The organism is Pseudomonas sichuanensis (assembly GCF_003231305.1).
Taxonomy (GTDB): Bacteria; Pseudomonadota; Gammaproteobacteria; order Pseudomonadales; family Pseudomonadaceae; genus Aquipseudomonas; species Aquipseudomonas sichuanensis.
Genome location: NZ_QKVM01000040.1, coordinates 37167 through 59765, shown reverse-complemented (window position 1 = coordinate 59765; position 22599 = coordinate 37167). Strand labels below are relative to the sequence as shown.

The 22599-nt window shown below is 65.9% G+C and carries 16 protein-coding genes; 6 read left to right on the top strand and 10 right to left on the bottom strand.

The features are described 5' to 3' along the window. Positions 1 to 167 precede the first annotated feature (167 nt). A complete protein-coding gene (locus DM373_RS19735) occupies positions 168 to 1037 on the bottom strand; it encodes a LysR substrate-binding domain-containing protein (protein WP_110995178.1) in 870 nt (289 codons plus the stop codon). 264 nt (positions 1038 to 1301) lie between these two features. Between DM373_RS19735 and DM373_RS19730 the strand changes: the two genes are divergently transcribed. The 5 genes from DM373_RS19730 (at position 1302) to DM373_RS19710 (ending at position 7512) form a co-directional block, all read left to right on the top strand. Next, positions 1302 to 2618 carry an MFS transporter gene (locus DM373_RS19730; protein WP_110995177.1) on the top strand — a complete coding sequence of 439 codons (1317 nt, stop codon included), beginning with the start codon at positions 1302 to 1304 and terminating at the stop codon, positions 2616 to 2618. Positions 2619 to 2632: 14 nt separating this feature from the next. Continuing rightward, positions 2633 to 4024: an FAD-dependent oxidoreductase gene (locus tag DM373_RS19725; protein ID WP_110995176.1), complete on the top strand. Its 1392-nt coding sequence runs from the start codon at positions 2633 to 2635 to the stop codon at positions 4022 to 4024. Between the two features lie 155 nt (positions 4025 to 4179). Further along, positions 4180 to 4890 (top strand): YebC/PmpR family DNA-binding transcriptional regulator, encoded by a 711-nt coding sequence (locus DM373_RS19720; protein WP_110995175.1) that lies wholly within the window; start codon positions 4180 to 4182, stop codon positions 4888 to 4890. A gap of 88 nt (positions 4891 to 4978) precedes the next feature. Continuing rightward, positions 4979 to 5923 (top strand): LysR family transcriptional regulator, encoded by a 945-nt coding sequence (locus DM373_RS19715; RefSeq protein WP_110995174.1) that lies wholly within the window; start codon positions 4979 to 4981, stop codon positions 5921 to 5923. A 176-nt stretch (positions 5924 to 6099) separates the two neighbouring features. Continuing rightward, entirely contained in the window at positions 6100 to 7512 is a 1413-nt protein-coding gene (locus DM373_RS19710; RefSeq protein WP_110995173.1) for a DOPA decarboxylase, read from the top strand. Between the two features lie 725 nt (positions 7513 to 8237). Here DM373_RS19710 and DM373_RS19705 read toward each other — a convergent pair. Together DM373_RS19705 and DM373_RS19700 are read right to left on the bottom strand one after the other, a co-directional pair. Further along, positions 8238 to 8846: a hypothetical protein gene (locus tag DM373_RS19705; RefSeq protein ID WP_110995172.1), complete on the bottom strand. Its 609-nt coding sequence runs from the start codon at positions 8844 to 8846 to the stop codon at positions 8238 to 8240. Between the two features lie 101 nt (positions 8847 to 8947). Then, positions 8948 to 9856 (bottom strand): LysR family transcriptional regulator, encoded by a 909-nt coding sequence (locus DM373_RS19700; protein WP_110995171.1) that lies wholly within the window; start codon positions 9854 to 9856, stop codon positions 8948 to 8950. A gap of 375 nt (positions 9857 to 10231) precedes the next feature. On the opposite strand from DM373_RS19700, the gene katG reads away from it, so the two are divergent. After that, positions 10232 to 12460 carry a catalase/peroxidase HPI gene (gene katG / locus DM373_RS19695; protein WP_110995170.1) on the top strand — a complete coding sequence of 743 codons (2229 nt, stop codon included), beginning with the start codon at positions 10232 to 10234 and terminating at the stop codon, positions 12458 to 12460. Positions 12461 to 12630: 170 nt separating this feature from the next. Here katG and DM373_RS19690 read toward each other — a convergent pair whose 3' ends face one another. The 7 genes from DM373_RS19690 to DM373_RS19660 form a co-directional block, all read right to left on the bottom strand. After that, on the bottom strand, positions 12631 to 17070 hold the full coding sequence (locus DM373_RS19690; RefSeq protein WP_110995169.1) for a putative Ig domain-containing protein: 4440 nt from the start codon (positions 17068 to 17070) through the stop codon (positions 12631 to 12633). A 104-nt stretch (positions 17071 to 17174) separates the two neighbouring features. Further along, complete coding sequence (locus tag DM373_RS19685; RefSeq protein WP_110995168.1) at positions 17175 to 17723, bottom strand: GNAT family N-acetyltransferase; 549 nt, start codon at positions 17721 to 17723, stop codon at positions 17175 to 17177. Further along, a complete protein-coding gene (locus tag DM373_RS19680) occupies positions 17723 to 18253 on the bottom strand; it encodes a phage tail protein (protein WP_110995167.1) in 531 nt (176 codons plus the stop codon). Before DM373_RS19680 ends, DM373_RS19685 begins: the two co-directional genes overlap by 1 nt. A gap of 34 nt (positions 18254 to 18287) precedes the next feature. After that, entirely contained in the window at positions 18288 to 18854 is a 567-nt protein-coding gene (locus DM373_RS19675; RefSeq protein WP_110995166.1) for a phage tail protein, read from the bottom strand. A gap of 36 nt (positions 18855 to 18890) precedes the next feature. Beyond that, entirely contained in the window at positions 18891 to 19421 is a 531-nt protein-coding gene (locus tag DM373_RS19670) for a phage tail protein (RefSeq protein WP_110995165.1), read from the bottom strand. Positions 19422 to 19857: 436 nt separating this feature from the next. Next, entirely contained in the window at positions 19858 to 21198 is a 1341-nt protein-coding gene (locus tag DM373_RS19665) for an MFS transporter (RefSeq protein WP_110995164.1), read from the bottom strand. 160 nt (positions 21199 to 21358) lie between these two features. Beyond that, positions 21359 to 22141, bottom strand: coding sequence for a hypothetical protein (locus DM373_RS19660; protein WP_110995163.1), 783 nt, complete (start codon positions 22139 to 22141; stop codon positions 21359 to 21361). Positions 22142 to 22599 lie beyond the last annotated feature (458 nt).

Sequence of the window (22599 nt, the reverse complement as noted above, 5' to 3'; positions counted from 1 at the left end):
GCCGCCGAATGCGCATACATCTATCAAAACCCACACTCTGAAAGCCGAAGCCGAAGCCGAAGCCGAAGCCGAAGCCGAAGCCGAAGCCGAAGCCGAAGCCGAAGCCGAAGCCGAAGCCGAACCCGAAGCCGAACCCGAACCCAAACCCAAACCCAAACCCAAAAACCTCACCCCCCCTCCCGTACCATCTCCAAAAACGTCGCCACCACCCGCCGCGTCCGCTGCTCGCTCAAACACACCAACGTCTCCGTCAAATGCCGCTGACAATCGACAATCGGCAACGCACACACCCGCGCATCAGCCCCGAACTCCGCCGCCGAAACCACCCCAACCCCAATCCCCACCACCACCGCCTCCCGCGCCGCCTCACGCCCCTCCACCTGGATCGCCGAGCGAATCCGCAACCCCGCCCGCTGCATTTCCTCCTCCAGCGTCTGCCGCGTCACCGACCCAGGCTCACGCAGCACCAACGGCGTGTCATCCAGGTCCGCCAGGCTGATCGACCCCCGGCTGGCCCATGGATGCTGGTGCGATACGAACGCCACCATCGGGTCACGCCGCATCGGCACGCAAAACAGACGCTCATCGTCGACATCGCGCCCCAGCAACGCCAAGTCAGCCTGGTAGCTGAACAGCCGGGCCAGCGACTCGTCGGTATTGCCCGTCTCGATCTTCACCTGGATACCCGGGTAGCGCTGGCAGAAGCGCGCGATCTGCGGCAGCACATGCACCGGCGCATCCACCGCCAGCGTCAGGCTGCCGGTGTGCAGGGCGCGTGAGTCCTGCAGCAACTCAACGGCCTCGGCCTCGCAGGCGAACAGGCGCTGGGTCACCCCCAGCAGGCGCTCGCCCAGGTCGGTCAGTTGCACCGAACGCTTGTTGCGCTGGAACAGCAGCACACCGTAACGCTCCTCCAGCTTGCGCACCTGGTCGGACACCGCCGGCTGGGTCAGGAACAGCTTCTGCGCCGCGCGGGTGAAGCTGCCTTGTTCGGCGACCGCATGAAAGGCTTTGAGTTGAGCGTGGGAAACCGACATCGAGCACTCCGCTTACAAGCTGGGCTTATGAGTGAAATACGATAAATCGATTTTATTTATCAGTCAGCAGCTGTTTCCATGTGTTTCAACCCGACGCCATCGCCACAAGCGGTGGCCCCGGGCCATGGCCTCGCCCCGGTCACGCCAGACCGCTGCCGCCATCTGACCAAGTGACGTCCCTCCGTCACGCAGTGCGCACCACAACAACAAGACAGGCGTTTCTTCACATTCTGCCGGCACACTCACGCAAGAGGTCAGAGTCAAATGAATCAATCCCTGGGCGCCATCAAGCGTTGGCGCATGCAGATCTTCGCGATCACCTGGCTGGCTTACGCCGCCTTCTACTTCACCCGCAAAGCCTTCTCGGTGGCCAAGCTCGGCATCGGCGAAGACCCGACCTTCATGCTCGACAAGGCCGCCATGGCCAACCTCGACGCCATCTACCTGGCCGCCTACGCCGTGGGCCAGTTCACCTGGGGCATGCTCGCCGACCGCTTCGGGCCGCGTGTGGTGGTGCTCGGCGGGCTGCTGATCTCGGCCGCCGCGGCGGTGGTGATGGGCAGCTACGCGACCTTCCCGATCTTCGCCACCTGCATGCTGATCCAGGGCCTGGCCCAGTCCACCGGCTGGGCCGGGTTGTGCAAGAACATCGGCAGTTTCTTCCCGGCCTCCCAGCGCGGGCGGGTGCTGGGCTTGTGGAGTTCGTGCTACGCCTTCGGCGGCCTGGTGGCTTCGCCGTTCGCCGGTTGGTGGGCCTACACCCTGGTCGGCACCTGGCACGCGGCATTCTTCTCCAGCGCCGTGGTGGTGGCCTTGGTGGCCGTGCTGTTCTTCATCTTCCAGCGCAACAAGCCCGAAGACGTCGGCCTGCCGGCGGTGGAGCCAGAGCCGCAAAGCATGGCGCCGGGGGGCAACCTGTGCAGCGTCTGGGCGCCGCTGCGCGAGATCCTGCGCAACCGCACGGTGCTCACCCTGGGCCTGGCCTACTTCATGTTGAAACCGGCGCGCTACGCCATCCTGCTGTGGGGCCCGGTGATCGTCTTCGAACAGATGCCCTCGGTGGGTAAGGTCGGCGCGGCGATCATCCCCACCGCCTTCGAACTGGCCGGGTTGCTTGGCCCGATCATCATTGGCCTGGCCTCGGACAAACTGTTCGGTGCCCGGCGCATGCCGGCTTGCGTGATCAGCCTGTTGCTGCTGACCATGGCCCTGGCCGGTTTCATGGCGGCCATGCACAGCGGCAGCGTGGTGCTGGTGGTGGCCTTGCTGTTCGTCATGGGCCTGACCTTGTATGGCCCCGACTCGATGATCAGCGGTGCGGCGGCCATCGACTTCGGTACGGCCAAGGCCGGCGCCACCGCCGCTGGCTTCGTCAACGGCTGCGGTTCGGTGGGCGCGGTGCTCGGCGGCCTGCTGCCGGGGTATTTCGACAGCGTCACGGTGTTCATCGTCTTTGCCGGCACCGCGCTGTTCTCCGCCCTGGTGCTGATCCCGCACTGGAACAGCCGCCCGGCCAGCACCACTGCGGCCAATGACGTGGCCCCCAACACCAGCATGGCGATCAAGCCACTGCGTACTTGAAGGAAAGCAAAGCGATGAGACCGTTCTGGCTGCAACAGGCGCTGGACCAGGAAGACGAGGCCCTATGCCCACCCCTGCAGGGCGACGCACGCTGCGATGTGTGCATCGTCGGCGGCGGCTACACCGGGCTATGGACCGCGTTGATGATCAAGGAACAGGCGCCGCAGCTGGATGTGCTGCTGATCGAGGCAGATATCTGCGGTGCCGGGGCCAGCGGGCGCAATGGTGGTTGTGCGCTGTCCTGGTCGGCCAAGTACTTCACCCTGGAGCGTCTGTTCGGGGTGCAGGAGGCGGTGCGCCTGGTCAGTGAGTCGGAACGCAGCATTGCGGCCATCGGCGCGTTCTGCGCCGACAACGGCATCCGCTGCGATTTCCGCATGGACGGCACCCTGTACACCGCCACCAACCCGGCCCAGGTCGGTGGCACCGACGCGGTGATCGCGGCGCTGGAACGGCGCGCTATCAACTCGTTCCAGCGCCTTGAGCTTGCGCAGTTGCAGCGCCTGGCGGGCTCCGAGCGCCACCTGGAGGGTTGGTACTCACCGGCCGCCGCCACCGTGCAGCCCGGGCGGCTGGTGCGCGGCTTGCGCCGGGTCGCCCTGCAGCGCGGCGTGCGCATCCACGAGGGCACGGCGATGACCGGGCTGGAGCACGGGGCCCCGGCGCAGGTGCGTACCCGCACCGGCACCATTCGCGCCGACCGCGTGGTACTGGGCCTCAACGCCTGGATGGCGCGGGCCTTCCCGCAGTTCGAGCGCAGCGTGGCGATCGTTTCCAGCGACATGGTGATCACCGAGCCATGCCCGGAACTGTTGCGCCAGATCGGCCTGGACAGCGGCGTCAGCGTGCTCGACTCGCGAATCTTCGTGCACTACTACCACAACACTTCCGATGGTCGGCTGATGCTTGGCAAGGGCGGCAATACTTTCGCCTATGGCGGGCGCATGTTGCCGGTGTTCGACCAGCCATCGCCGTACCAGCCGCTGTTGCGCGAGAGCCTGGCCGATTTCTTCCCGGCCCTGGCCGAGGTGCCGCTGGCGGCGAGCTGGAACGGGCCTTCCGACCGCTCTGTCACCGGCCTGCCGTTCTTTGGCCGGCTCGATGGGCAGGGCAACGTGTTCTATGGCTTTGGTTATTCGGGCAGCGGGGTAGGGCCGTGTCACATGGGCGGGCAAATTCTCTCGTCCCTGGCCCTGGGCCTGGACAACCCCTGGACCCGCTCGCCGTTGATCAAGGGGCCGTTGGGGCAGTTCCCGCCGGAGCCGATTCGCTACCTGGGCTCGCTGATGGTACGTAATGCCATTCGGCGCAAGGAGCACGCCGAGGATCGCGGCGCCAGGCCGCGGCGGCTGGATGTGCGGCTGGCCAAATTCGCGGCGGCGGCGGGCAAGGCCGACAAAGGCTAACCCAGATCAGGGCCTTTCGCGGGGACTGTGGGAGCGGGTTTACCCGCGAACAAGCTCATGCGATTTCTTGTCGATCCACAGCGTTTGGGCGTATAAACTCTCCCCACTTTTGGCCGGTCGCTTCCTGAACCGGCCCTTGAAACAAGAGAGTTGAAATGGGCGCACAGTGGAAAGCCAAGCATAGAGAGACCGCGGCCAACGCCAAGGGCAAGATCATGGGCAAGCTGGCCAAGGAGATCCAGATCGCCGCCAAATCCGGCGCCGACCCGGACATGAACCCGCGCCTGCGCCTGGCCATCGTCCAGGCCAAGAAAGCCTCGATGACCCGTGAGACCCTGGAGCGCGCGATCAAGAAAGGCGCAGGCCTGGACGGCGAGGCCGTGCAGTACCATGCGGTCAGCTACGAAGGCTTCGCCCCGCACCAGGTGCCGTTGATCGTCGAGTGCCTGACCGACAACGTCAACCGTACCGTGGCCCAGATCCGCGTGCTGTTCCGCAAGGGCCAACTCGGTGCCAGCGGCTCGGTAGCCTGGGATTTCAACCACGTCGGCCTGATCGAAGCCACCCCGGAAGGTGACGCCGACCCGGAAATGGCCGCCATCGAAGCCGGCGCCCAGGACTTCGAGGACGGTGAGGAAGAGGGTTCGACCCTGTTCATCACCGACACCACCGACCTCGACGCCGTGCAAAAGGCCCTGCCTGAGCAAGGTTTCACCGTCACTTCGGCGAAGATCGGCTACACCCCGAAGAACCCGGTAAGTGCTGCCAGCCTGAGCGCCGAAGCGCTGGCCGAGGTCGAAGCGTTCCTCGAAGCGATCGACGAGAACGAAGACGTGCAGAACGTCTATGTCGGCCTGACTGACTGAGCCGAGTGATGCCATCGCGGGGCAAGCCCGCTCCCACGAATCAACCGTGGGAGCGGGCTTGCCCCGCGATTCTTTTCGGACAGCTAGCATGACCCCCACCTTCGCCTCCCTCAGCCTCGCCCACCTGCGCACCCTCGACTGCCTCCTGCAGCTGAAGAACCTCAGCCATGCCGCCGAGCGCCTGGGCTGCAGCCAGCCCGCGCTGAGCCGCCAGTTGGCGCACCTGCGCGAAGCCTTCGACGACCCGCTGCTGGTGCGCCAGGGCCGTGGCTACGTGCTCAGCGAGCACGCCGAGGCACTGGTGGAGCCGCTGCGCCAGGTGCTCGAAGAGCTCAATGCCCTGCGCCAACCGGCGGCGTTCGACCCGGCCCGCTGCGAGCGACGTTTCTGCCTGGCGGCCTCGGACTACGTGGCCGAACACATGCTGCCGCAGTTGGTGGCGGCGCTTGAGCAGGAGGCGCCTGGGGTGTCGCTGGAGTACCGCACCTGGCAGGCCGGGCAATACGCCTTGCTCGCCAGTGGCGAGATCGACCTGGCCACCACGCTGTTCGACGAATCGCCGCCCAACTTGCACGGGCGCCTGCTCGGCGAGGACCGCGCGGTGTGCCTGATGCGCCATGACCACCCGCTCACCAGGCAGGCCGCACTGAGCCAGGACGACTACCTGGCCTGCAAGCACGTGCGGGTCTCCGGCGGCGGCGACAAGGACAGCTTCATCGACCGTCACCTGCGCGCCCAGGGCCTGCAGCGGCGGATCAGCCTGGAGGTGCCGTTCTTCAGTGCCATGGTGCCGGTGATCGGCAACGGCCAGGCGCTGGCCACGGTGCCCGAGCATATCGCCCGCCAGCTGGCCCGCCTGCATGGGCTGGCCTGGCGACCCTTGGGCTTCGTCGAGCATACCCAGCGCTACTGGGTGGTGTGGCACCAGCGCCTGCAGGCCTCGGCCGAGCATCGCTGGCTGCGCAACCGGGTGTTCGAGCTCTGGCGCCAGTCGCAGTTCGGCGTGCAGGGCGGGCATGCGCCTTTGCCATAGGAGCTATGCGCGAAGCGGGGTTATTCGGCTGATGGCGAGCGCCTAGACTGCATGCCACTGTGTTGCCTGTACCGCCGCCATCGCGGGGCAAGCCCGCTCCCACGGTTGACTCGTGGGAGCGGGCTTGCCCCGCGATGAGGCCGATGGCCTCGCCGCAACCCTCAAGGAGCCCGCCTGTGACCCCCGAACAATTCCGCCAACACGGCCACCAACTGATCGACCTGATCGCCGACTACCGCCAGACCGTCGCCGAACGCCCGGTGATGGCCCAGGTCGAGCCCGGCTACCTCAAAGCCGCCTTGCCGGCTACCGCACCGCAGCAGGCCGAGCCCTTCGCCGCCATCCTCAAGGACGTCGACCAGCTGTTGATGCCCGGCCTGTCCCATTGGCAGCACCCGGACTTCTACGGCTACTTCCCCTCCAATGGCACCCTGTCGTCGGTGCTGGGTGACTTCCTCAGCACCGGCCTGGGCGTGCTCGGCCTGTCCTGGCAGTCCAGCCCGGCCCTGAGCGAGCTGGAAGAGACCACCCTGGACTGGTTGCGCCAGCTGCTGGGGCTGTCCAGCCAGTGGAGCGGGGTGATCCAGGACACCGCTTCCACCAGCACCCTGGTGGCGTTGATCTGCGCCCGCGAGCGCGCCACCGACCATGCCCAGGTGCGCGGTGGCCTGCAGGCCCAGGCCAAACCGCTGATCGTGTACGTCAGCGCCCACGCCCACAGTTCGGTGGACAAGGCCGCGCTGCTGGCCGGTTTCGGCCGCGACAACATTCGCCTGATCGCCACCGACGAGCAGTTCGCCATGCGCCCGGAGGCACTGCGCGAGGCCATCGAACAAGACATCGCCGCCGGCAACCAGCCCTGCGCCGTGGTCGCCACCACCGGCACCACCACCACCACCGCGCTCGACCCGCTGCGCCCGATCGGCGAGATCGCCCAGGCCCACGGCCTGTGGCTGCATGTCGACTCGGCCATGGCCGGCTCGGCGATGATCCTCCCCGAATGCCGTTGGATGTGGGACGGCATCGAGCTGGCCGACTCGGTGGTGGTCAACGCGCACAAGTGGCTGGGCGTGGCCTTCGACTGCTCCATCTACTATGTACGTGACCCGCAGCACCTGATCCGGGTGATGAGCACCAACCCCAGCTACCTGCAATCGGCGGTCGATGGCGAGGTGAAGAACCTGCGCGACTGGGGCATCCCGTTGGGCCGCCGGTTCCGCGCGCTGAAGTTGTGGTTCATGCTGCGCAGCGAAGGCGTCGAGGCCCTGCAGCAACGCCTGCGCCGCGACCTGGACAATGCCCGCTGGCTGGCGGAACAGGTCGAAGCTTCGGCTGAGTGGGAACTGCTGGCGCCGGTGCAACTGCAGACCCTGTGCATCCGCCATTGCCCGGCGGGGCTGGAGGGCGATGCACTGGATGCCCACACCCGTGGCTGGGCGGAGCGGTTGAACGCATCGGGCGATGCCTATGTCACCCCGGCCACCCTGAACGGCCGCTGGATGGTGCGGGTGTCGGTGGGCGCGCTGCCGACCGAGCGCGAGCATGTGCAGCGGTTGTGGGCAGGTTTGCAGGCTGTCGTGATGTGCTGACAAGAGCAAGACTCGATAGGCCAGGGGCCTCGACATCAAGATCAATACCGAGTTGTCAGCGGTTTGAATGAGCAGGCCCCTAAGCCGCTGGTATGTACTACTGGGACTTTCAGTTTTTTGTGTTCGGGCCGGTAATGGGGCCGGCAACACCCACGCTGAAACTGTGTCGAGCCAACAAGGCGGTTTCAGCGTGGACGTTGCCGCCGCCCCATAGGACTCAAGGCATGCACCAAGGCAGGCGCCGGTACTTCCACAGGAATAACTGGCCCGAAACAAACTGTGGGAGCGGGTTTACCCGCGAAGCGCCGCGCGGGCGGCGCTCGATCTCACAGGCGCTGCAAAAACACCGGCAGGCAACTGGTAGCCATTACCGAATCCTGATTACCCAGGGCCAGCGGTGTGACGCCCAAGGGCCCGTCTTGAAATCGCATGTGGGCTACCAGGTGCATGGCGATAGATCTGCAGCGCCCTCAAGATCGAGCGCCGCCCGCGCGGCGCTTCGCGGGTAAACCCGCTCCCACAGTTTGTTTCGGGCCAGTTTTTCCTGGGCCGTCACCAGGTCCGCCTTGTTGGTACGACGCGGTTTCAGCGTGGGCGTTGCCGCCGCCCCATAGGACTCAAGGCATGCACCAAGGCAGGCGCCGGTACTTTCACAGGAATAACTGGCCCGAAAGTACCGCTGCCCGCCCTGGCGCATGGCTTGAGACGGGTAGTGGCCGGCCAGATCACACCGCCCCGCGCAACAACAGCTTGAGCGATGCATCGAATTGGCGCAGCGCATCGGCCTGTACCGTCTGTTCCTCATCCACCTGACGCACCAGCTCGACCCCCTCGACCGGCTTGCGTGCCACCCCTTCGGCACGGCCGATATAGGTCAGTTGACCATCGAAAAAGCGTGCCGCCATGCTGGCCTGGATTGCCTCGTCCCCCGCACTGGCCAGCTTGCTCCGAGCATCGAGCAGCACGATCACGTCCGGGCGATCGGCCAGCAGGGTGTCGAGGTCTTCATAGAAGGTCACTTCGGCAAATTCCTGGGCCAGGGACTGCGCCAGCCACCCATAGGCCTGGCTACCGCTCAGGGTCGCCACCGGCGTGCCCTTGGCTGTGCCCGACACGGCCTGGTCGCGATGGCGTTGCAGGTAGTCGAGCGTAGCGGCGGCGTTGCGCCCGAGCAGCACGGCCACGTGCTGGCCGTGGCCGAGGGTGACGCTGGACAGCTCGGTGGCCGAATAGAAATGCCCGTAGGGTTGCCCGTCAGCCTGGTTGGCTGGGCTGGCACAACCGGTGAGGGTGGCGAGCAGGGCTAGCAGGGCTGCGATCATGCCGGTTTTCATGGGAGAGGCCTTGTCGATGTGCGAATGGGGCCATTCTCCCGGCGCCCTGCCATCAGCGGAACTTGATGGCAAGCATGGTGGCTATCGACGAAGTTGATGGTTCAGCCTGGGCGGCCCATGAACTGCAGGATCCGCTCACGCAGCCAGCGCTCGGCCGGGTCGTTGTCGTGGGCGCTGCTCCAGGCCATCGACAGTTCGGCCTCGCTGATCTCGAACGGCGCCGGGTCGGCGCGCAGCCTGCCGTCGTCGGCCAGGGCGCAGGCCGCGTAGTCGGGCACCGTGGCGATCATCTCAGTGTTGCGCAGCAGCGCGCGCAGGCTGCCGAACTGCGGTACCGCCAGCACCACCTTGCGGCAGCGGCCGATGCGCGCCAGGTCCAGGTCGATGTTGCCGCTCATGTCGCCGGAAAACGACACCATCACATGGGGGCGAGCGCAGTATTCGTCCAAGGTCAGTGGGCCGGGGCGGTCGTCGGCGCGCAGCACCCGCACGCCGATATCGCGCAGTTTGCGGCGCTTGGCGTTGGCCGGCAGGTCGGTGGTGTAGCTGACCCCCACCGAAATCTCGCCCGAGGCCAGCAGGCCCGGCATCAGCAGGAAATTGGCCCGGCGCACCACCACGCTGATCTGCGGCGCCTCCTCGCGCAGCGCTTCGAGCAAGGCCGGGAACAGGCCGAACTCGGCATCGTCCGACAGCCCCAGGCGGAACACGTTGCTGCTGTTGACCGGGTCGAACGCCTTGGCCCGGCTGATCGCCGCCGAGATCACGTCCATCGCCGGGCCCAGTTCATTGAAGATCTGCATGGCCCGTGGCGTGGGTTCCATGGCCCGGCCATTGCGAATCAGCAATTGATCGTCGAACAGGTCGCGCAGGCGGGCGAGGGCGGCGCTGACGGTGGGCTGGGTGATGAACAGCTTCTCGCCGACCCGGGTCAGGTTGCGTTCGATCATCAATGCCTCGAACACCACCAGCAGGTTCATGTCGACGCGGCGCAGGTCGTTGCGGTTCATTCGGGGGGCCTTGGGCGCGGGAAGATGGCAGATTCAAGCACAGTTCATGCCGCTTGGCTTGTGCCGATTTGCCCCGCCGACGGCCCTGACAGAGCCACGCTATCAGCCCTCAATAGCGCTTCTATTAGACCTCTGCCCAAGCTCGGCTAGTCTTTCCCGTGGCCCCGCGAAAAGCCGTCGCGGCGGGTGCCCGCGCGGCCGTCGGCAACCCCCTTGCCAGCGCCGTCGCGACACCCTGTGAGCCCATGTCGGCGCAGACCGACCACACCTGATGAGGGGTAGGCACGAGCCCTTGGCTCGGCTGATCGAACACCTGGCATTGCGTCTGGAAACGCGCCCGGAATCTGAAACGACCCGACCCAAAGGTAGAAGCAGATGTCGAACGAATCGAAATGCCCGTTCCATCAAACCGCTGGTGGCGGCACCAGCAACCGAGACTGGTGGCCTGACCAGCTCAACCTCAGGATCCTCCATCAACACTCGTCCAAGTCCAGCCCCGACCCGGACTTCGACTACGCCAAGGCGTTCAAGAGCCTCGACTTCCAGGCCCTGAAAAGGGACCTGACCGCCTTGATGACCGACTCCCAGGCCTGGTGGCCAGCCGACTTCGGCCACTATGGCCCGCTGTTCATCCGCATGGCCTGGCACAGCGCCGGCACCTACCGCATCGGCGATGGCCGCGGTGGCGCCGGCTCCGGCCAGCAACGCTTCGCCCCGCTCAACAGCTGGCCGGACAACGTCAGCCTGGACAAGGCCCGGCGCCTGCTGTGGCCGATCAAGCAGAAGTACGGCAACAAGATCTCCTGGGCCGACCTGATCGTGCTCACCGGCAACGTCGCCCTGGAATCCATGGGCTTTAAAACCTTCGGCTTCTCCGGCGGGCGCGCCGATGTATGGGAGCCGGATGAAGACGTGTATTGGGGTTCGGAAAAGGTCTGGCTGGGCGGCGATACCCGCTATGGCAAGGAGCAGGTCAAGGCCCAGCCGCCAGGGCAGGGCGACCTGGTGGCGGAGCCTGCCAAGCATGGCGAGGAGCAGAATCGCGACCTGTCGGCCGAGCGCAACCTGGAAAACCCGCTGGCCGCCGTGCAGATGGGCCTGATCTACGTCAACCCGGAAGGCCCGGAAGGCGAGCCCGACCCCGTGAAATCGGGCAAGGATATCCGCGAGACCTTCGGCCGCATGGCCATGAATGACGAAGAGACCGTGGCGCTGATCGCCGGCGGCCACGCCTTCGGCAAGACCCACGGCGCCGGCCCCGCCGACAACGTCGGCCCCGAACCGGAAGCCGCAGGGCTGGAACTGCAAGGCCTGGGCTGGAGCAACAAGTTCGGTACCGGCAAGGGCGGCGACACCATTACCAGCGGCCTGGAAGTGACCTGGACCTCCACCCCGACGAAGTGGAGCAACGAATACCTGAACAACTTGTTCAACTTCGACTGGGAACTGACCAAGAGCCCGGCCGGCGCCCACCAATGGCGACCGAAGGATGGCAAGGGCGCCAACACCGTGCCGGATGCCCACGACCCCGCCAAACGACGCTCCCCCTCGATGCTCACCTCCGACCTGGCGCTGCGCTTCGACCCGATCTACGAACCCATCGCCCGGCGCTTCAAGGACAACCCCGAGCAGCTCGCCGACGCGTTCGCCCGGGCCTGGTACAAGCTGATCCACCGCGACATGGGCCCGCTGGCGCGTTACCTCGGCCCGGAAATGCCCAACGAAGAGCTGCTGTGGCAAGACCCGCTGCCCAAGGCCGGCCCACAGCCCAGCGACGCCGACATTGCCGCCCTCAAGGCCAAGGTGCTGGCCTCGGGGCTGAGTGTCGCCGAGCTGGTTGCCACTGCCTGGGCTTCGGCCTCGACCTTCCGTGGCTCGGACAAGCGCGGCGGCGCCAACGGCGCGCGCCTGCGCCTGGCACCGCAGAAGGACTGGAAAGCCAACCAGGGCACGGACAAGGTGCTGACGGCGCTGGAGAAAATCCGCAGCGAGGGCGGCAACAAGATCTCCCTGGCCGACCTGATCGTGCTGGCCGGCAATGCGGCCGTGGAGAAAGCCTCCGGCATCAGCGTGCCGTTCCGCCCGGGGCGTGTGGATGCCTCGCAGGAGCAGACCGACGTCGAGTCGTTCGCCGTGCTCGAACCGCTGGCCGATGGCTTCCGTAACTTCAGCAAGGACCGCTACAGCGTCAAGGCCGAGAAACTGCTGCTGGACAAGGCCCAGCTGCTGACCCTCACCGCGCCCGAACTGACCGTGCTGATTGGCGGCCTGCGCGTGCTCGGCGCCAACCATGGCGGCAGCAAGGACGGGGTGTTCACCGACAAACCCGGGGTACTGAGCAACGACTTCTTCCGCAACCTGCTGGACATGGGCGTGGAGTGGAAGCCGACCTCGGCCGACAACGAGCGTTTCGAGGGCCGTGATCGCAAGACCGGCGCGGTGAAGTGGACCGCCAGCCGGGTTGACCTGGTGTTCGGTTCCCACGCCCAGCTGCGCGCCTTGAGCGAGGTGTACGGCAGCAGCGATGGCCAGGACAAGTTCGTCAGGGACTTCGTCGCGGCCTGGTCCAAGGTGATGGAGCTCGACCGTTTCGACCTGAAGTAGGCCCCGCCGCAGGGGCGCCTGGCGCCCCTGCGCATCACCTGGGCTACCGTCGCTGTCTTCACCCTTCCTGCAACAATGCCGCCAACCGCCGTGCGACATGGCGCGCCTGCGCCAGGCTCAGCGCCCCACGTTTGGGGGCGCTGAAACGGCACCGATGGCGTGACCCCGGCTCAGAACCTGCCGTCCAGGCCCAGCCTGAACATCTCGCTGCGCTCGTTGCTGCCCAGCGCGGTCTTGTACGACAGCCCCAGGCGCCACGCGCGACCAAGGTTGAGGTCCAGGCCCAGGTCCAGGTCCATGAAATTGGTATCCAGCGGGTCGGGCGACAGTCGATACAGCAGCCCGTCGCTGCCCTGGTCGGTGTAGCGCATGCGGTAGTCTTCGTTGCGGCTGAAGTTATGGCCCCAGGCCAGGCCGACCCTTGGGGTCAGCACGCCGACGCCGGTCGCGATGTCGTAGCCCGAACGCAGCCCCAGGAACGAGGTGAAATAGCGCAGGTCCTGCTCGTCGTAGCTCAGCCCATACACGCCGCCGCCCCGCTCGCTGAACGCATCGAGGCGGGTATAGCTGCCATTGATGCGCGCATAGGGTGCCAGCGACAGGGCGCCGTGACGGTACTCGTAGCTGGCGGTGAGCGAGGCGAACAGCTGGTCGGCGTCACGCGAGCCGTGGGCGTAGCCGTTGGACGGGTCGGCGGTGACATAGCGCCGCGAATCGAAGCGAATGCGGTTGTAGCCCAGCAGCGCATCCATGTACATCTCCGATACCGGGTTGACGCTGAGGTAGGCCGCCAGGCCCAGGGCATCGCCTTCGCTGCGGGTGTCATGCTCGCCGATGTCGGCGCGGTCGTTGCCGTAGCCGATACCCAGGCCGACCACCGTGCGTGGCGAGAGCCGGTAATCCAGGCCGGCGCTCAGGCCATAGGTGGTGAAGCTGTTGTCGTCGGCGCCGCGGGCGCGGTTGGAGCCGGTGTTGACGAAACCGTCGGTCCAGAACGCCAGCGCCTCTTCGCGGCATTCGCCGGAACTGGCGCGGGCGCTGTCCTTCTCCTGGCGTCGCTGTTCGTCATCATTGCCCTGGCCGTTGCCTTCGAGCTCATCGCGCAGGGCCTTGCCCAGGCTGCCCAGGCTGACGTCATCGCGACCATGGCGCACGCTGGCATTGAACGAATCACGGTCACAGGTGGGCCGGTGCAACTGCTCCAGGCGGCGGTTGAAATTGTCCATCTGCGTGGTGGCGAAGCGCTCGGCGGCGCGCGACTGGGCGTTGAGCAGGCCGATCACCTCGGGGTCGCGGGTAGGGTCGGGACGCGCTTGTACGGAGAACGTGACGCTGCTGCTGGCCAGGCTGCCGCCGGTGTTCTGCAGGCTGAAACTCACCACCGCAGTGCCGGCGAAGGCCGCTGCCGGGGTGAAGCTCAGGGTGAACGGGCCCGTCATGCTGGCCCTGCCCGCCGACGCCGGGGTCACGCTCAGCAGGCGTGCGCGCAGGAACGGACCGCCCGTGGCGCCGCGGGTCAAGTCGACGCTGGCGCTCTGGCCGGCCGCCAGGGTTTCGCTGGACGGCGGTACCACGATGGCCTGGGCCAGCACCTGCAGGTTGTAGCTGCGGCTGCCGCTGGCGCCGAGGGCGTCGCTGACGGTGATGGTGAAGGTGCTGGTGGCGAGCGCGCTCGGGGTACCGCTGATGACCCCGGTGCCGGTATCGAGGGTCAAGCCGGCCGGCAGGCTGCCGCTGCTCACGCTGTAGCTGTACGGCGCGGTCCCCCCGCTGACGGCCAGGCTGGCACTGTAGGCGTTGCCTTGGGTGGCGTCGGCGAGGCCTGGGCTAGCAGGGGTGATGGCCAGGGTTGGGGCGGTCACGGTAATGCTCACCGTGCTTGGCGATGAGGTGCCGCCAACCCCTGTGGCGGTGTAGGTGAAGCTGTCGCTGCCCGAGTAACCGGCGGTTGGGGTGTAGCTGATGGTGAGGCCGCTGGCCGAGGTGGTGCCGTGGCTGGGTGCGCTGCTCACGGCCACGCTGCTGGCAGCGCCGCCGCTGAGGCTGAGGGTGATGGGGTTGGCCGAGCTGTTCGCCGCCACGGTGGCGTTGACCGCACCCGTGACGGGTGCCTGGCTGGCAACGCTAAGGTTGTAGAGACGGGAACCGGTGAAACCGGTGTTGTCGGTGGCCTGGACGGTGAAGCTGAAGCTGCCGGCTGCGCTCGGGGTGCCACTTAGGCTACCGCCGTTCGACAACGTCAGGCCACCGGGCAGGCTGCCGCTGCTCAGGCTGTAGGTGTAGGGCGCGCTGCCGCCACTGGCAGTGATGTTCGCCGAATAGGGCGTGGCGATCGTGCCATTGGCCAGGCTGGTCGGCGTCAGCGTCACGGTCGGCGCCAAGACGGTCACGGTCACCGTCGCCACATTCGATGTCCCTCCCGGGCCGGTGGCGTTGTAGGTGAAACTGTCGCTGCCGGCGTAGCCGGGAGCGGGGGTGAAGCTGATGCTGGTGCCGCTGGCTGTCGCCGTGCCGTTGCTGGCATTGCTGGCCACGGCCACCGACGCCACCGGGCCGCCGCTCAGGTTCAGGGTCACAGGGTTGGCGCTGCTGTTGGCCGCGACGGTCAAGCTGACGTTGCCGGCCACCGGCGTGGGCGCGGCGACGGTGAGGCCATAGGCGCGCGAGCCGGTGGAGGCGAGGCTGTCGGTGGCAGTGATGGTGAAGTTGCTCGCCCCCGCGCTGGTCGGCACGCCGGAGAGTAGGCCTCCAGGGCTCAGGGTCATGCCACTGGGCAACGTGCCGCTGGTGACCGTGTAGCTGTAGGGAGCGGTGCCGCCACTGGCACTCAGGGTCTGGCTGTAGGCCACGCCCTGCGTCATTGAACCGAGGGTGGTCGGCGCAAGGTTGATGGTTGGGGCGCCGATCACCAGGCTGTAGGCGCTGTCGACGAGCTGGCCATGGGCGTCGGTGCTGCGCACTGTGAAGTTGGATGTGCCGGAGGCGATAGGCGTGCCACTGAGCAGTCCGCCACTGGACAGGGTTATGCCAGTGGGCAACGTGCCAGTGAGCATGCTGTAGCTGTAGGGTGCGATACCCCCGCTGGTGCTGAACGTCTGGCTGTAGGGGTTGCCGGTGCTGCCGCCCGGTACCGAGGCTGGCGACAGGCTCAGGGTCGGGCTGGCGATCGTCAGGGTATAGCCGCGCGAAGCGCTGAAACCGTTGCCGTCGGTCGCGGTGACGCTGAACGAATAGTTGCCGGAAGCCGTCGGCGTGCCGCTCAGGGTGCCGCCGGGGGCCAGGCTCAGGCCGGACGGCAGGCCGCCAGAGGACACAGCGAAGCTGTAACTGCCATTACCTCCACTGGCAGTGATGGCCTGGCTGTAGGCTGTAGCATAAGTGCCGTTGGGCAACGTCGGGGGGCTCACGGCGATGGTGGGCGGGGCCACGCTGATGGTGTAGCTGACGGTGCCAGTGGCGCCATATTGGTCGGTGCTGCGAATACTCAGGTTGTAGGTACCGTTGCTGCTCGGAGTACCACTGAACACCCCCGCGCTGGAGAAACTCACCCCTGGGGGCAGGCTGCCCGACACTGGCGCGTAAGTGTAGGGCGCAGTGCCATTGCTGCTGCTCAGGGTCTGGTTATAGGGGGTACCGGCGGTGGCGCCCGGCAGGGTCGCCGGGCTGATGTCCACGGTGGGCGGGGCCACCGTGACGGTCACGGTGGCTGGGGCCGAAGTGCCAGAGGTGTTGGTGGCTGTGTAGGTGAAGGTGTCCGGGCCCGAATAGCCAGCCGTTGGCGTATAGGTGATCGAGGTACCACTGGCGACCGCGCTGCCATGGCCGGCGGCGCTGGCGACGGCCACGCTGGTGGCGGCGCCGCCGGTGATGTTCAGTGTGATCGGGTTGTTGCTGCTGTTGGCGGCCAGCGTGGCGCTGACTGCGGCGCTGACAGGTGGCGCAAGGTAGGTGTACCTGCTGGCGGGGCTCACCGCGGATGCCCCACCCGTCGCATTCACCACCACGTCCACGGTGCCGGCAGGGTGGCTGGGCGCAGTCGCGGTGATCTGGCTGACGCTGTTGACCGTGAAGCTGCTGGCCGCTGTGCCGCCGAAGGTCACGCCGGTAACGCCGGTGAAACCGCTACCGCTCAGGGTCACGCTGGTGCCACCCGCGGTAGAGCCGCTGCTGGGGCTGACGCCGGTCAGCGTCGGTCCGCCGCCGCCGGCCACGTCCAGGGTGTAGTGCGCCACTCCAGCTAGCAGGGAGTTGGCGTCGTACACCGAAACGTAGAAATCATAGTGCCCCGCCGCGGTCGGTGTACCGCTGATGGTCGTGGCATTGCTGCCGAAGTTCTCATGGATCTGCAGGCCGGGTGGCATGCACTGGTCGCTAGGGTCGTAGTTGTTGTCGTTGACGTTGCACTCGTACCAGCCCATGTAGCCACCGTTGCCGCCGCTGGCCGTGAGCGCCGCGCTGAAAGGCTGACCGACCGTCCCGTTGCCCAGGCTGCCGTTGCCGGGGCTGATCGAGGGCGTTGCCTGGGCGAGGGCCAGCGCCTGGGCGAGCCAGAGCAGGCAGAAGACGATGAAGGACTGGCATGGCCAGTGGCGGCGAGCTGGATGGTTCATAGGGCTTCCTGCCTGTTTCGGTAAGCGCGGGTTACGGCTCTGAGGGACGAAGGTGACGTCGGCAAGGCCGGCGAGGGTTTCACGGAGCATGTTCCGCAGCGCGCTCAGCCGGTCATGGGCGCAGGCTCCCCATGTTGGCCGATGGGCCGGCGCATTTGCAGGGACAGGCCCTGGTCAGCCAGGGCCAGGAAGCCGTGACGGTGGTACAGCCGGCGTGCGGGGCTTTGGGCGTCCACTGTCAGTTCGACGGGGCTGGCACTGTGTTCGGCCACCGTGATCACCGCCCGCAGCAGGCTCGAGCCGATGCCAAGCCCCTGCCACTCGGGCAACAGCGCGACATCCACCAGGCGCAGGGCGCTGGCGCTGGCGCTCACGCAGAAACGGCCGATGGCCTGCCCCAGGTGTTCGACGATCAGGAATGCGGCGTCGGGGTGATGCTGGGCGTAATGGCGTTGTTGCAGGTCGGCTTGCTGGTGCAGGAAGGCCAGCCGCTGCTGGTCGTCCCAGCCCGGCATCGCACAGGTTTCGCTCCAGCGCCGGCTGACGAACAACTGGCGCAGGAACGCCTGGTCGCCTTCGTCTTGTTGGCGCAGTTCGACGACGATCGGGCAGGCACAGGCCAACCGCAAGCGGTTGGCCAGTTGGCTGGGCATCAAGGGCGTTCCGGCCAAATACCATTCTCCACGCAGATGCAGTAGGCCATCACCAGATAAGGCTGCATATTCGCCCGTGGCTTGGCACTGCCCACCTGGCCGACCACCGTGGGCGCGAGGGTCATCCCGGTGGTCAGTGCAGGGTTGAACAGTTTCGTGGTGCGCGGTGCCTGAAGGAAGAAGCTGTTGTCCGGCGCGTCCATCGGCGAGCCCTCGGTGCCGTTCTTCACGGTCACGCTATGGGTGTGCGCAGGGAAGTTGCTGCTGTTCAGAGACACGGTCTCTGTGCCGGTCTTGTCACCGACCGCGCGCGGCGTCAGGTTTTTGCCGGCGCCCGCGCCCATGACCGTGCGGCCCCTGAGGTCGGGCAGGCCGAAGGTCGTCGAACCGTCGCCGCCGAAGGTCTTGCCGAGGAGCGCAAACAGTGCCGGGTACGACCTGGTCGGCAGCAATCTGCCATCGCACGGGATCCAGTTCTGCGGAACATATTTGAAGGGGAACAGCCGGATTTCGCCAAAGAAAGCATCCATGGTTTTTCCACTCGGTGAGTCGATGGGAGGGCCTTTACCCCTGGGACGGATACAGCCCAGTGGTCGCGATGATGTAGTTGAGCGCCATCGCCGGCATCAGGTTGGAATGGGCGGTCACGCTGCTGCTGCCAGCGGAAGGGTTCAGCGTGGCCGCGTTCAGTTGCACCCGACCTAGCTGGTCGATGGAGTTGTTGTACAACCCGGTCATTGCCTTGACCTTGGTGAAGGTGCCAAAGGTGCGGGTTGCGTTGTTGTTGGCATCGGCAGGGATTGTCGTGTTGGCGAGGGCGCTGCTGACGACGAACGGATGGCTATGGGCCGGCAGTTTTGCCTGGGTCAGCGTGATCGACTCGACGCCGAAGGAGTCTCCGAGCCCCACGTCGTACATGGCCACGCCTTGCCCCTGACCGACCGGCAGGCGCCCGCGCAGATCCGGCAGGGCGAACGTGGTTTGTCCGTTACCGCCGTAGATGTCCCCGATCAGGCTGTACAGCACCTGGTTGGTGCTGATGGGAAGGACGCTGCCGTCGCAGAAGCTCCAGCCCACTGGCGCGTATGTGCCTGCGAAAATGCGGATTTCACCGATAAATGGATCAGACATGATGTAGCCCCTGGTCAGAATGGTTTGGATCGAACGTTAGGAGCGAGGTGGGTAGACGCCCAGCAGGGCGATGCAATAGCTCAACCCGAGCGACGGCTGGTGGTTCTCCAGCGGTGAGGAGGTGCCGCTCGTTCCGACGGTGGCGCTGTTGAGCGTCACCGGATTGCCACTCTTGGCCTCGACGTAGGTGGTTCCTCCGGGCGTACCGTTGTTGAGCTGGCTCATGCCGAAGAAGGCGTCTTCTGCCGCGCTGTTACCGGTGTCGAGGGTGCTGACGTTGACCGTGTGGGTATGAGGCGGCAGGTTGTCCGCAGTCAGGGTGACGCTTTGGCTACCCTGGCTTTGACCAGTGGGGTGCGTCCCATCCGCCGTGGCACCCAGCCCGACTCGGCCACGCAGGTCGGGCAGGGCGAACGTGGTTTTGCCATCACCGCCGTACTGGGTACCGAGCAATGTGAACAGCGCGCTGTAGGTCGTGATCGGCAGCAACTGCCCGTTGCACGGGGCCCAGCCCCTGGGAATCACGCTAAACGGGAACAGGCGAATTTCACCCAGGAAGTTATCCATAGTTATTGTCGACTCCATCAGGGAAGTATCAGGCACGGGTATGCGTTGCGCTCCGTGTAGGGGGCGCAGTTTCAAAACGAACAGCGAATAAGTAAGGGTTACGCGGTCAGTGACCGATCACAGCATCCATCTGTGCAGCATGTACCTTCCTTGGCGCGTGAGGGGAGGGTCGAGCTTGGGGCGGGGTAGGGAAACCACCGCGCCCACGGAATGAAATGGATCCTAGCTTGAATGAGTGCCACTTTGCCATCACCCGGTGAACGGTAAATAAAAAAAATTTTCGAGTAGCTGTTCACGGCGCGCTGGAATATTGGCGTCAATTATAAGTTTGTTGCGTTAGTTGTTTGAAATTCAAATTGAACACGCGGCGGATGCGTATTCCAGGCGAGCAAAAGATATAAAGCCGACCCTTTAAGTCGGCTTTATATCTGCGTCCTTATGCTGAACGCCCGAGGTGGTTATCGCGGGCTGGGTCGGTATCGATGGGGTCGTGCAGTGATAGGCGCGAGGTCTCAGGCAACCCCAGCCCGCCGAGCAACGCCAGCAAGGCAATCGCCACCAGGTAGAACGCCGGCGCCAGGCGGCTGTCGCTCTGCTCGATCAGCCAGGTCGCCACCAGCGGTGCGGTGCCGCCAAACAGGGTGTAGGCGATGTTGTAGGTGATCGCCGAGGCGGTGTAGCGGCTGCGGGTGGGGAAGCATTCGGACAGCAGCGCAGCGGTAACCACGCCGCTCATCAGCGCGCCCACGGCCAGCAGGATCACCCCCAGCAATGCTCCCGACAACGAACCGGAGCTGGCCAGCCAGTAGGCCGGGAACACCGCCAGCATGACCCAGATGCAGGTGAAACCGATGGTCCGTCGACGCCCGACCCGGTCGCTGAACGCCCCTGCCAGCGGGCAGCCGGCGGCAGCGAACAGCAGCGCCACGGTGGACACCAGCAACGCCTGGGCGCGGCTGAGCTGGCCGACGGTCTGCAGGTAAGTGGCGAAGTAGGTGGTGAACATGTAGAACGACAGCGCCGTCAGCGAGATGAACGCACCCAGGTTGCGGATGGTGCGGCCATGGTGGCGCAGGGTGTCGCCCAGCGGCGAGTGACTGTGTTGCTTGCCCTCGGCCATGGCCTGGCGAAATGCCGGGGTTTCCTCCATGCGCCAGCGCAGGTACAAGCCCACCAGCCCCAACGGCGCGGCAATCAGGAAGGGCACCCGCCAACCCCAGCTGTTCATCGCCTCGGCCGACAGGCTGGCCTCCAGGCCATAGGCGATCAGCGCCGCGCAGGCAAAGGCCGAGAAGGTCGAGACCGGCACGAAGCTGCCGTAGAACGCCCGCTTGTCCTGCGGCGCGTGTTCCATCAGGTAGGCGCAGGCGCCTGCGTATTCGCCCCCGGCGGAGAAGCCCTGCAGGCAGCGGGCAAGCGTGAGCAGGGCCGGGGCCAGCACACCGATGCTGGCGTAGGTCGGCAACAGCCCGATCAGGGTGGTGGAGCCGGCCATCAGCAGGATGGTCAGCGACAGGATGCGCTTGCGCCCCAGGCGATCGCCCAGCGCCCCGAACACGATGCCGCCCAGCGGGCGCAGGGCGAAGGCCACGGCGAACACGGCGAAGGTCTTGAGCAGGGCGACGCTGGGGTCTTGGCTGGCGAAGAACTGGCTGGCGATCAGTGTGGCGAGAAACCCGTACACGGCGAAGTCGAACCATTCGACGAAGTTGCCGATGGCCGAGGCGGCGATCACCCGGCGCAGGGTGGCGGGCGGGACCTCTAGGGGGATGGACATGGATGTGCTCTCCGATGGTCTTGGCAGCCTGGGCTAATGCGGCGCAATCGGGTGCGCCGTCGTTGTTTTCAGGCCAGTAGACAAGGGCCGTGCACAGGCCGCTGCTTCGAGGGCGACACCGGGATATCCGTTTCGACCGTCGTACCCGGTGGCGCCAGGCTCATTGGCTTGCCTTGAGCTTCCACGGGGCATATTCGAGCTCAACATGGCCACGATTGGCGCCCTGGCTGTCGAGCGCGAAGCCCGGCATGCGGCGCAGGTCCAAGGCCAGGCAGCGGGCGTGGAGCCGCTGCTTCAGGAAGTTGTCCGGCTTGAACCTGGACGGCGCGAACCGATCGGGCGTCAGTTCGACCAGGCAACGGGTGACCTTTCCATTGGCATCGCCCTCGAACCAGAAAAACGCATAACCGGTGCCTATGACCGTCTCGCCCGCCATCAAGTGCTGCCAGGCAAATGCCTGCCGAGGCACCCTCTGGCGCAGGTACTCGCGAACGGCGGACGAGCCTTCGGACGGCATGAAGCGGATCGGCGCCACCACCTGAAGCTGGCCTTGGTGGTTGCGCATTGCCTTGGGGGGAATGGGGAACAGGCTTTTGCGGCACTGGTCGGTCACCAAGGCAGTCAACGCTTGCTCAGGCGCCCACACGGCATCGGCAGGCATGCGGCTTGTATATTTTTGTGGCGCAAGCCTGGCCTGGCAGGCGCTTGGCCTGCCATCACGCTCAAGGGTGACATCGAGCAACACCGCGCCCACCAGGTCTTGCTGATTGGCCAACTGCATGTCGTTCTGAAGGATGTCGAGCATTTGCCGGGTGAACTGTGCTTCGGCCTGTGCCGGTGTTTCGTGTGGGGTGTGCTGGCTGGCGGCGGTGCAACCGGCCAGGTAGAAGGCGTACAGGCTGATCAGCCCATGACGAAGGGAATGCTGGAGGGTGTTTGGCATGGTGGGATATCCGCAGGAACGAAGCCATGCAGCATCCGGTGCCTGGTGCCGGGGAAACAGCCGCGAGTGGCGATTCGGGCGGTAGGAAGGCTCGCTGGGTGGCGCAGGTGGATGTCATGGAATGGCGTGTGGGCGGTCAGGTGCATGGCGACAGATGTGCAGCGCCCTCAAGATCGAGCGCCGCCCGCGCGGCGCTTCGCGGGTAAACCCGCTCCCACAGTTTGTTTCGGGCCAGTCTCTTCTGTGCCATTACCTGGTCCGCCTTGTTGACACGACGCGGTAGTGAGGTGGGCACCACTGGCGCCTCGCCTGACTTGAGACATGCACCAAGGCGGGCAGCGGTACCCTCACAGGCATAATTGGCCCGAAATAAATGTGGGAGCGGGTTTACCCGCGAAGCGCCGCGCGGGCGGCGCTCGATCTCACAGGCGCTGCAAATCCTCCGGCATGCACCTAGA

Excerpts from the sequence above, each read along its gene's own strand:
- DM373_RS19735 (WP_110995178.1), bottom strand. The coding sequence starts at position 1,037 with ATGTCGGTTTCCCACGCTCAACTCAAAGCCTTTCATGCGGTCGCCGAA.
- DM373_RS19730 (WP_110995177.1), top strand. The coding sequence starts at position 1,302 with ATGAATCAATCCCTGGGCGCCATCAAGCGTTGGCGCATGCAGATCTTC.
- DM373_RS19725 (WP_110995176.1), top strand. The coding sequence starts at position 2,633 with ATGAGACCGTTCTGGCTGCAACAGGCGCTGGACCAGGAAGACGAGGCC.
- DM373_RS19720 (WP_110995175.1), top strand. The coding sequence starts at position 4,180 with ATGGGCGCACAGTGGAAAGCCAAGCATAGAGAGACCGCGGCCAACGCC.
- DM373_RS19715 (WP_110995174.1), top strand. The coding sequence starts at position 4,979 with ATGACCCCCACCTTCGCCTCCCTCAGCCTCGCCCACCTGCGCACCCTC.
- DM373_RS19705 (WP_110995172.1), bottom strand. The coding sequence starts at position 8,846 with ATGAAAACCGGCATGATCGCAGCCCTGCTAGCCCTGCTCGCCACCCTC.
- DM373_RS19700 (WP_110995171.1), bottom strand. The coding sequence starts at position 9,856 with ATGAACCGCAACGACCTGCGCCGCGTCGACATGAACCTGCTGGTGGTG.
- katG (WP_110995170.1), top strand. The coding sequence starts at position 10,232 with ATGTCGAACGAATCGAAATGCCCGTTCCATCAAACCGCTGGTGGCGGC.
- DM373_RS19690 (WP_110995169.1), bottom strand. The coding sequence starts at position 17,070 with ATGAACCATCCAGCTCGCCGCCACTGGCCATGCCAGTCCTTCATCGTC.
- DM373_RS19685 (WP_110995168.1), bottom strand. The coding sequence starts at position 17,723 with ATGCCCAGCCAACTGGCCAACCGCTTGCGGTTGGCCTGTGCCTGCCCG.
- DM373_RS19680 (WP_110995167.1), bottom strand. The coding sequence starts at position 18,253 with ATGGATGCTTTCTTTGGCGAAATCCGGCTGTTCCCCTTCAAATATGTT.
- DM373_RS19675 (WP_110995166.1), bottom strand. The coding sequence starts at position 18,854 with ATGTCTGATCCATTTATCGGTGAAATCCGCATTTTCGCAGGCACATAC.
- DM373_RS19670 (WP_110995165.1), bottom strand. The coding sequence starts at position 19,421 with ATGGATAACTTCCTGGGTGAAATTCGCCTGTTCCCGTTTAGCGTGATT.
- DM373_RS19665 (WP_110995164.1), bottom strand. The coding sequence starts at position 21,198 with ATGTCCATCCCCCTAGAGGTCCCGCCCGCCACCCTGCGCCGGGTGATC.
- DM373_RS19660 (WP_110995163.1), bottom strand. The coding sequence starts at position 22,141 with ATGCCAAACACCCTCCAGCATTCCCTTCGTCATGGGCTGATCAGCCTG.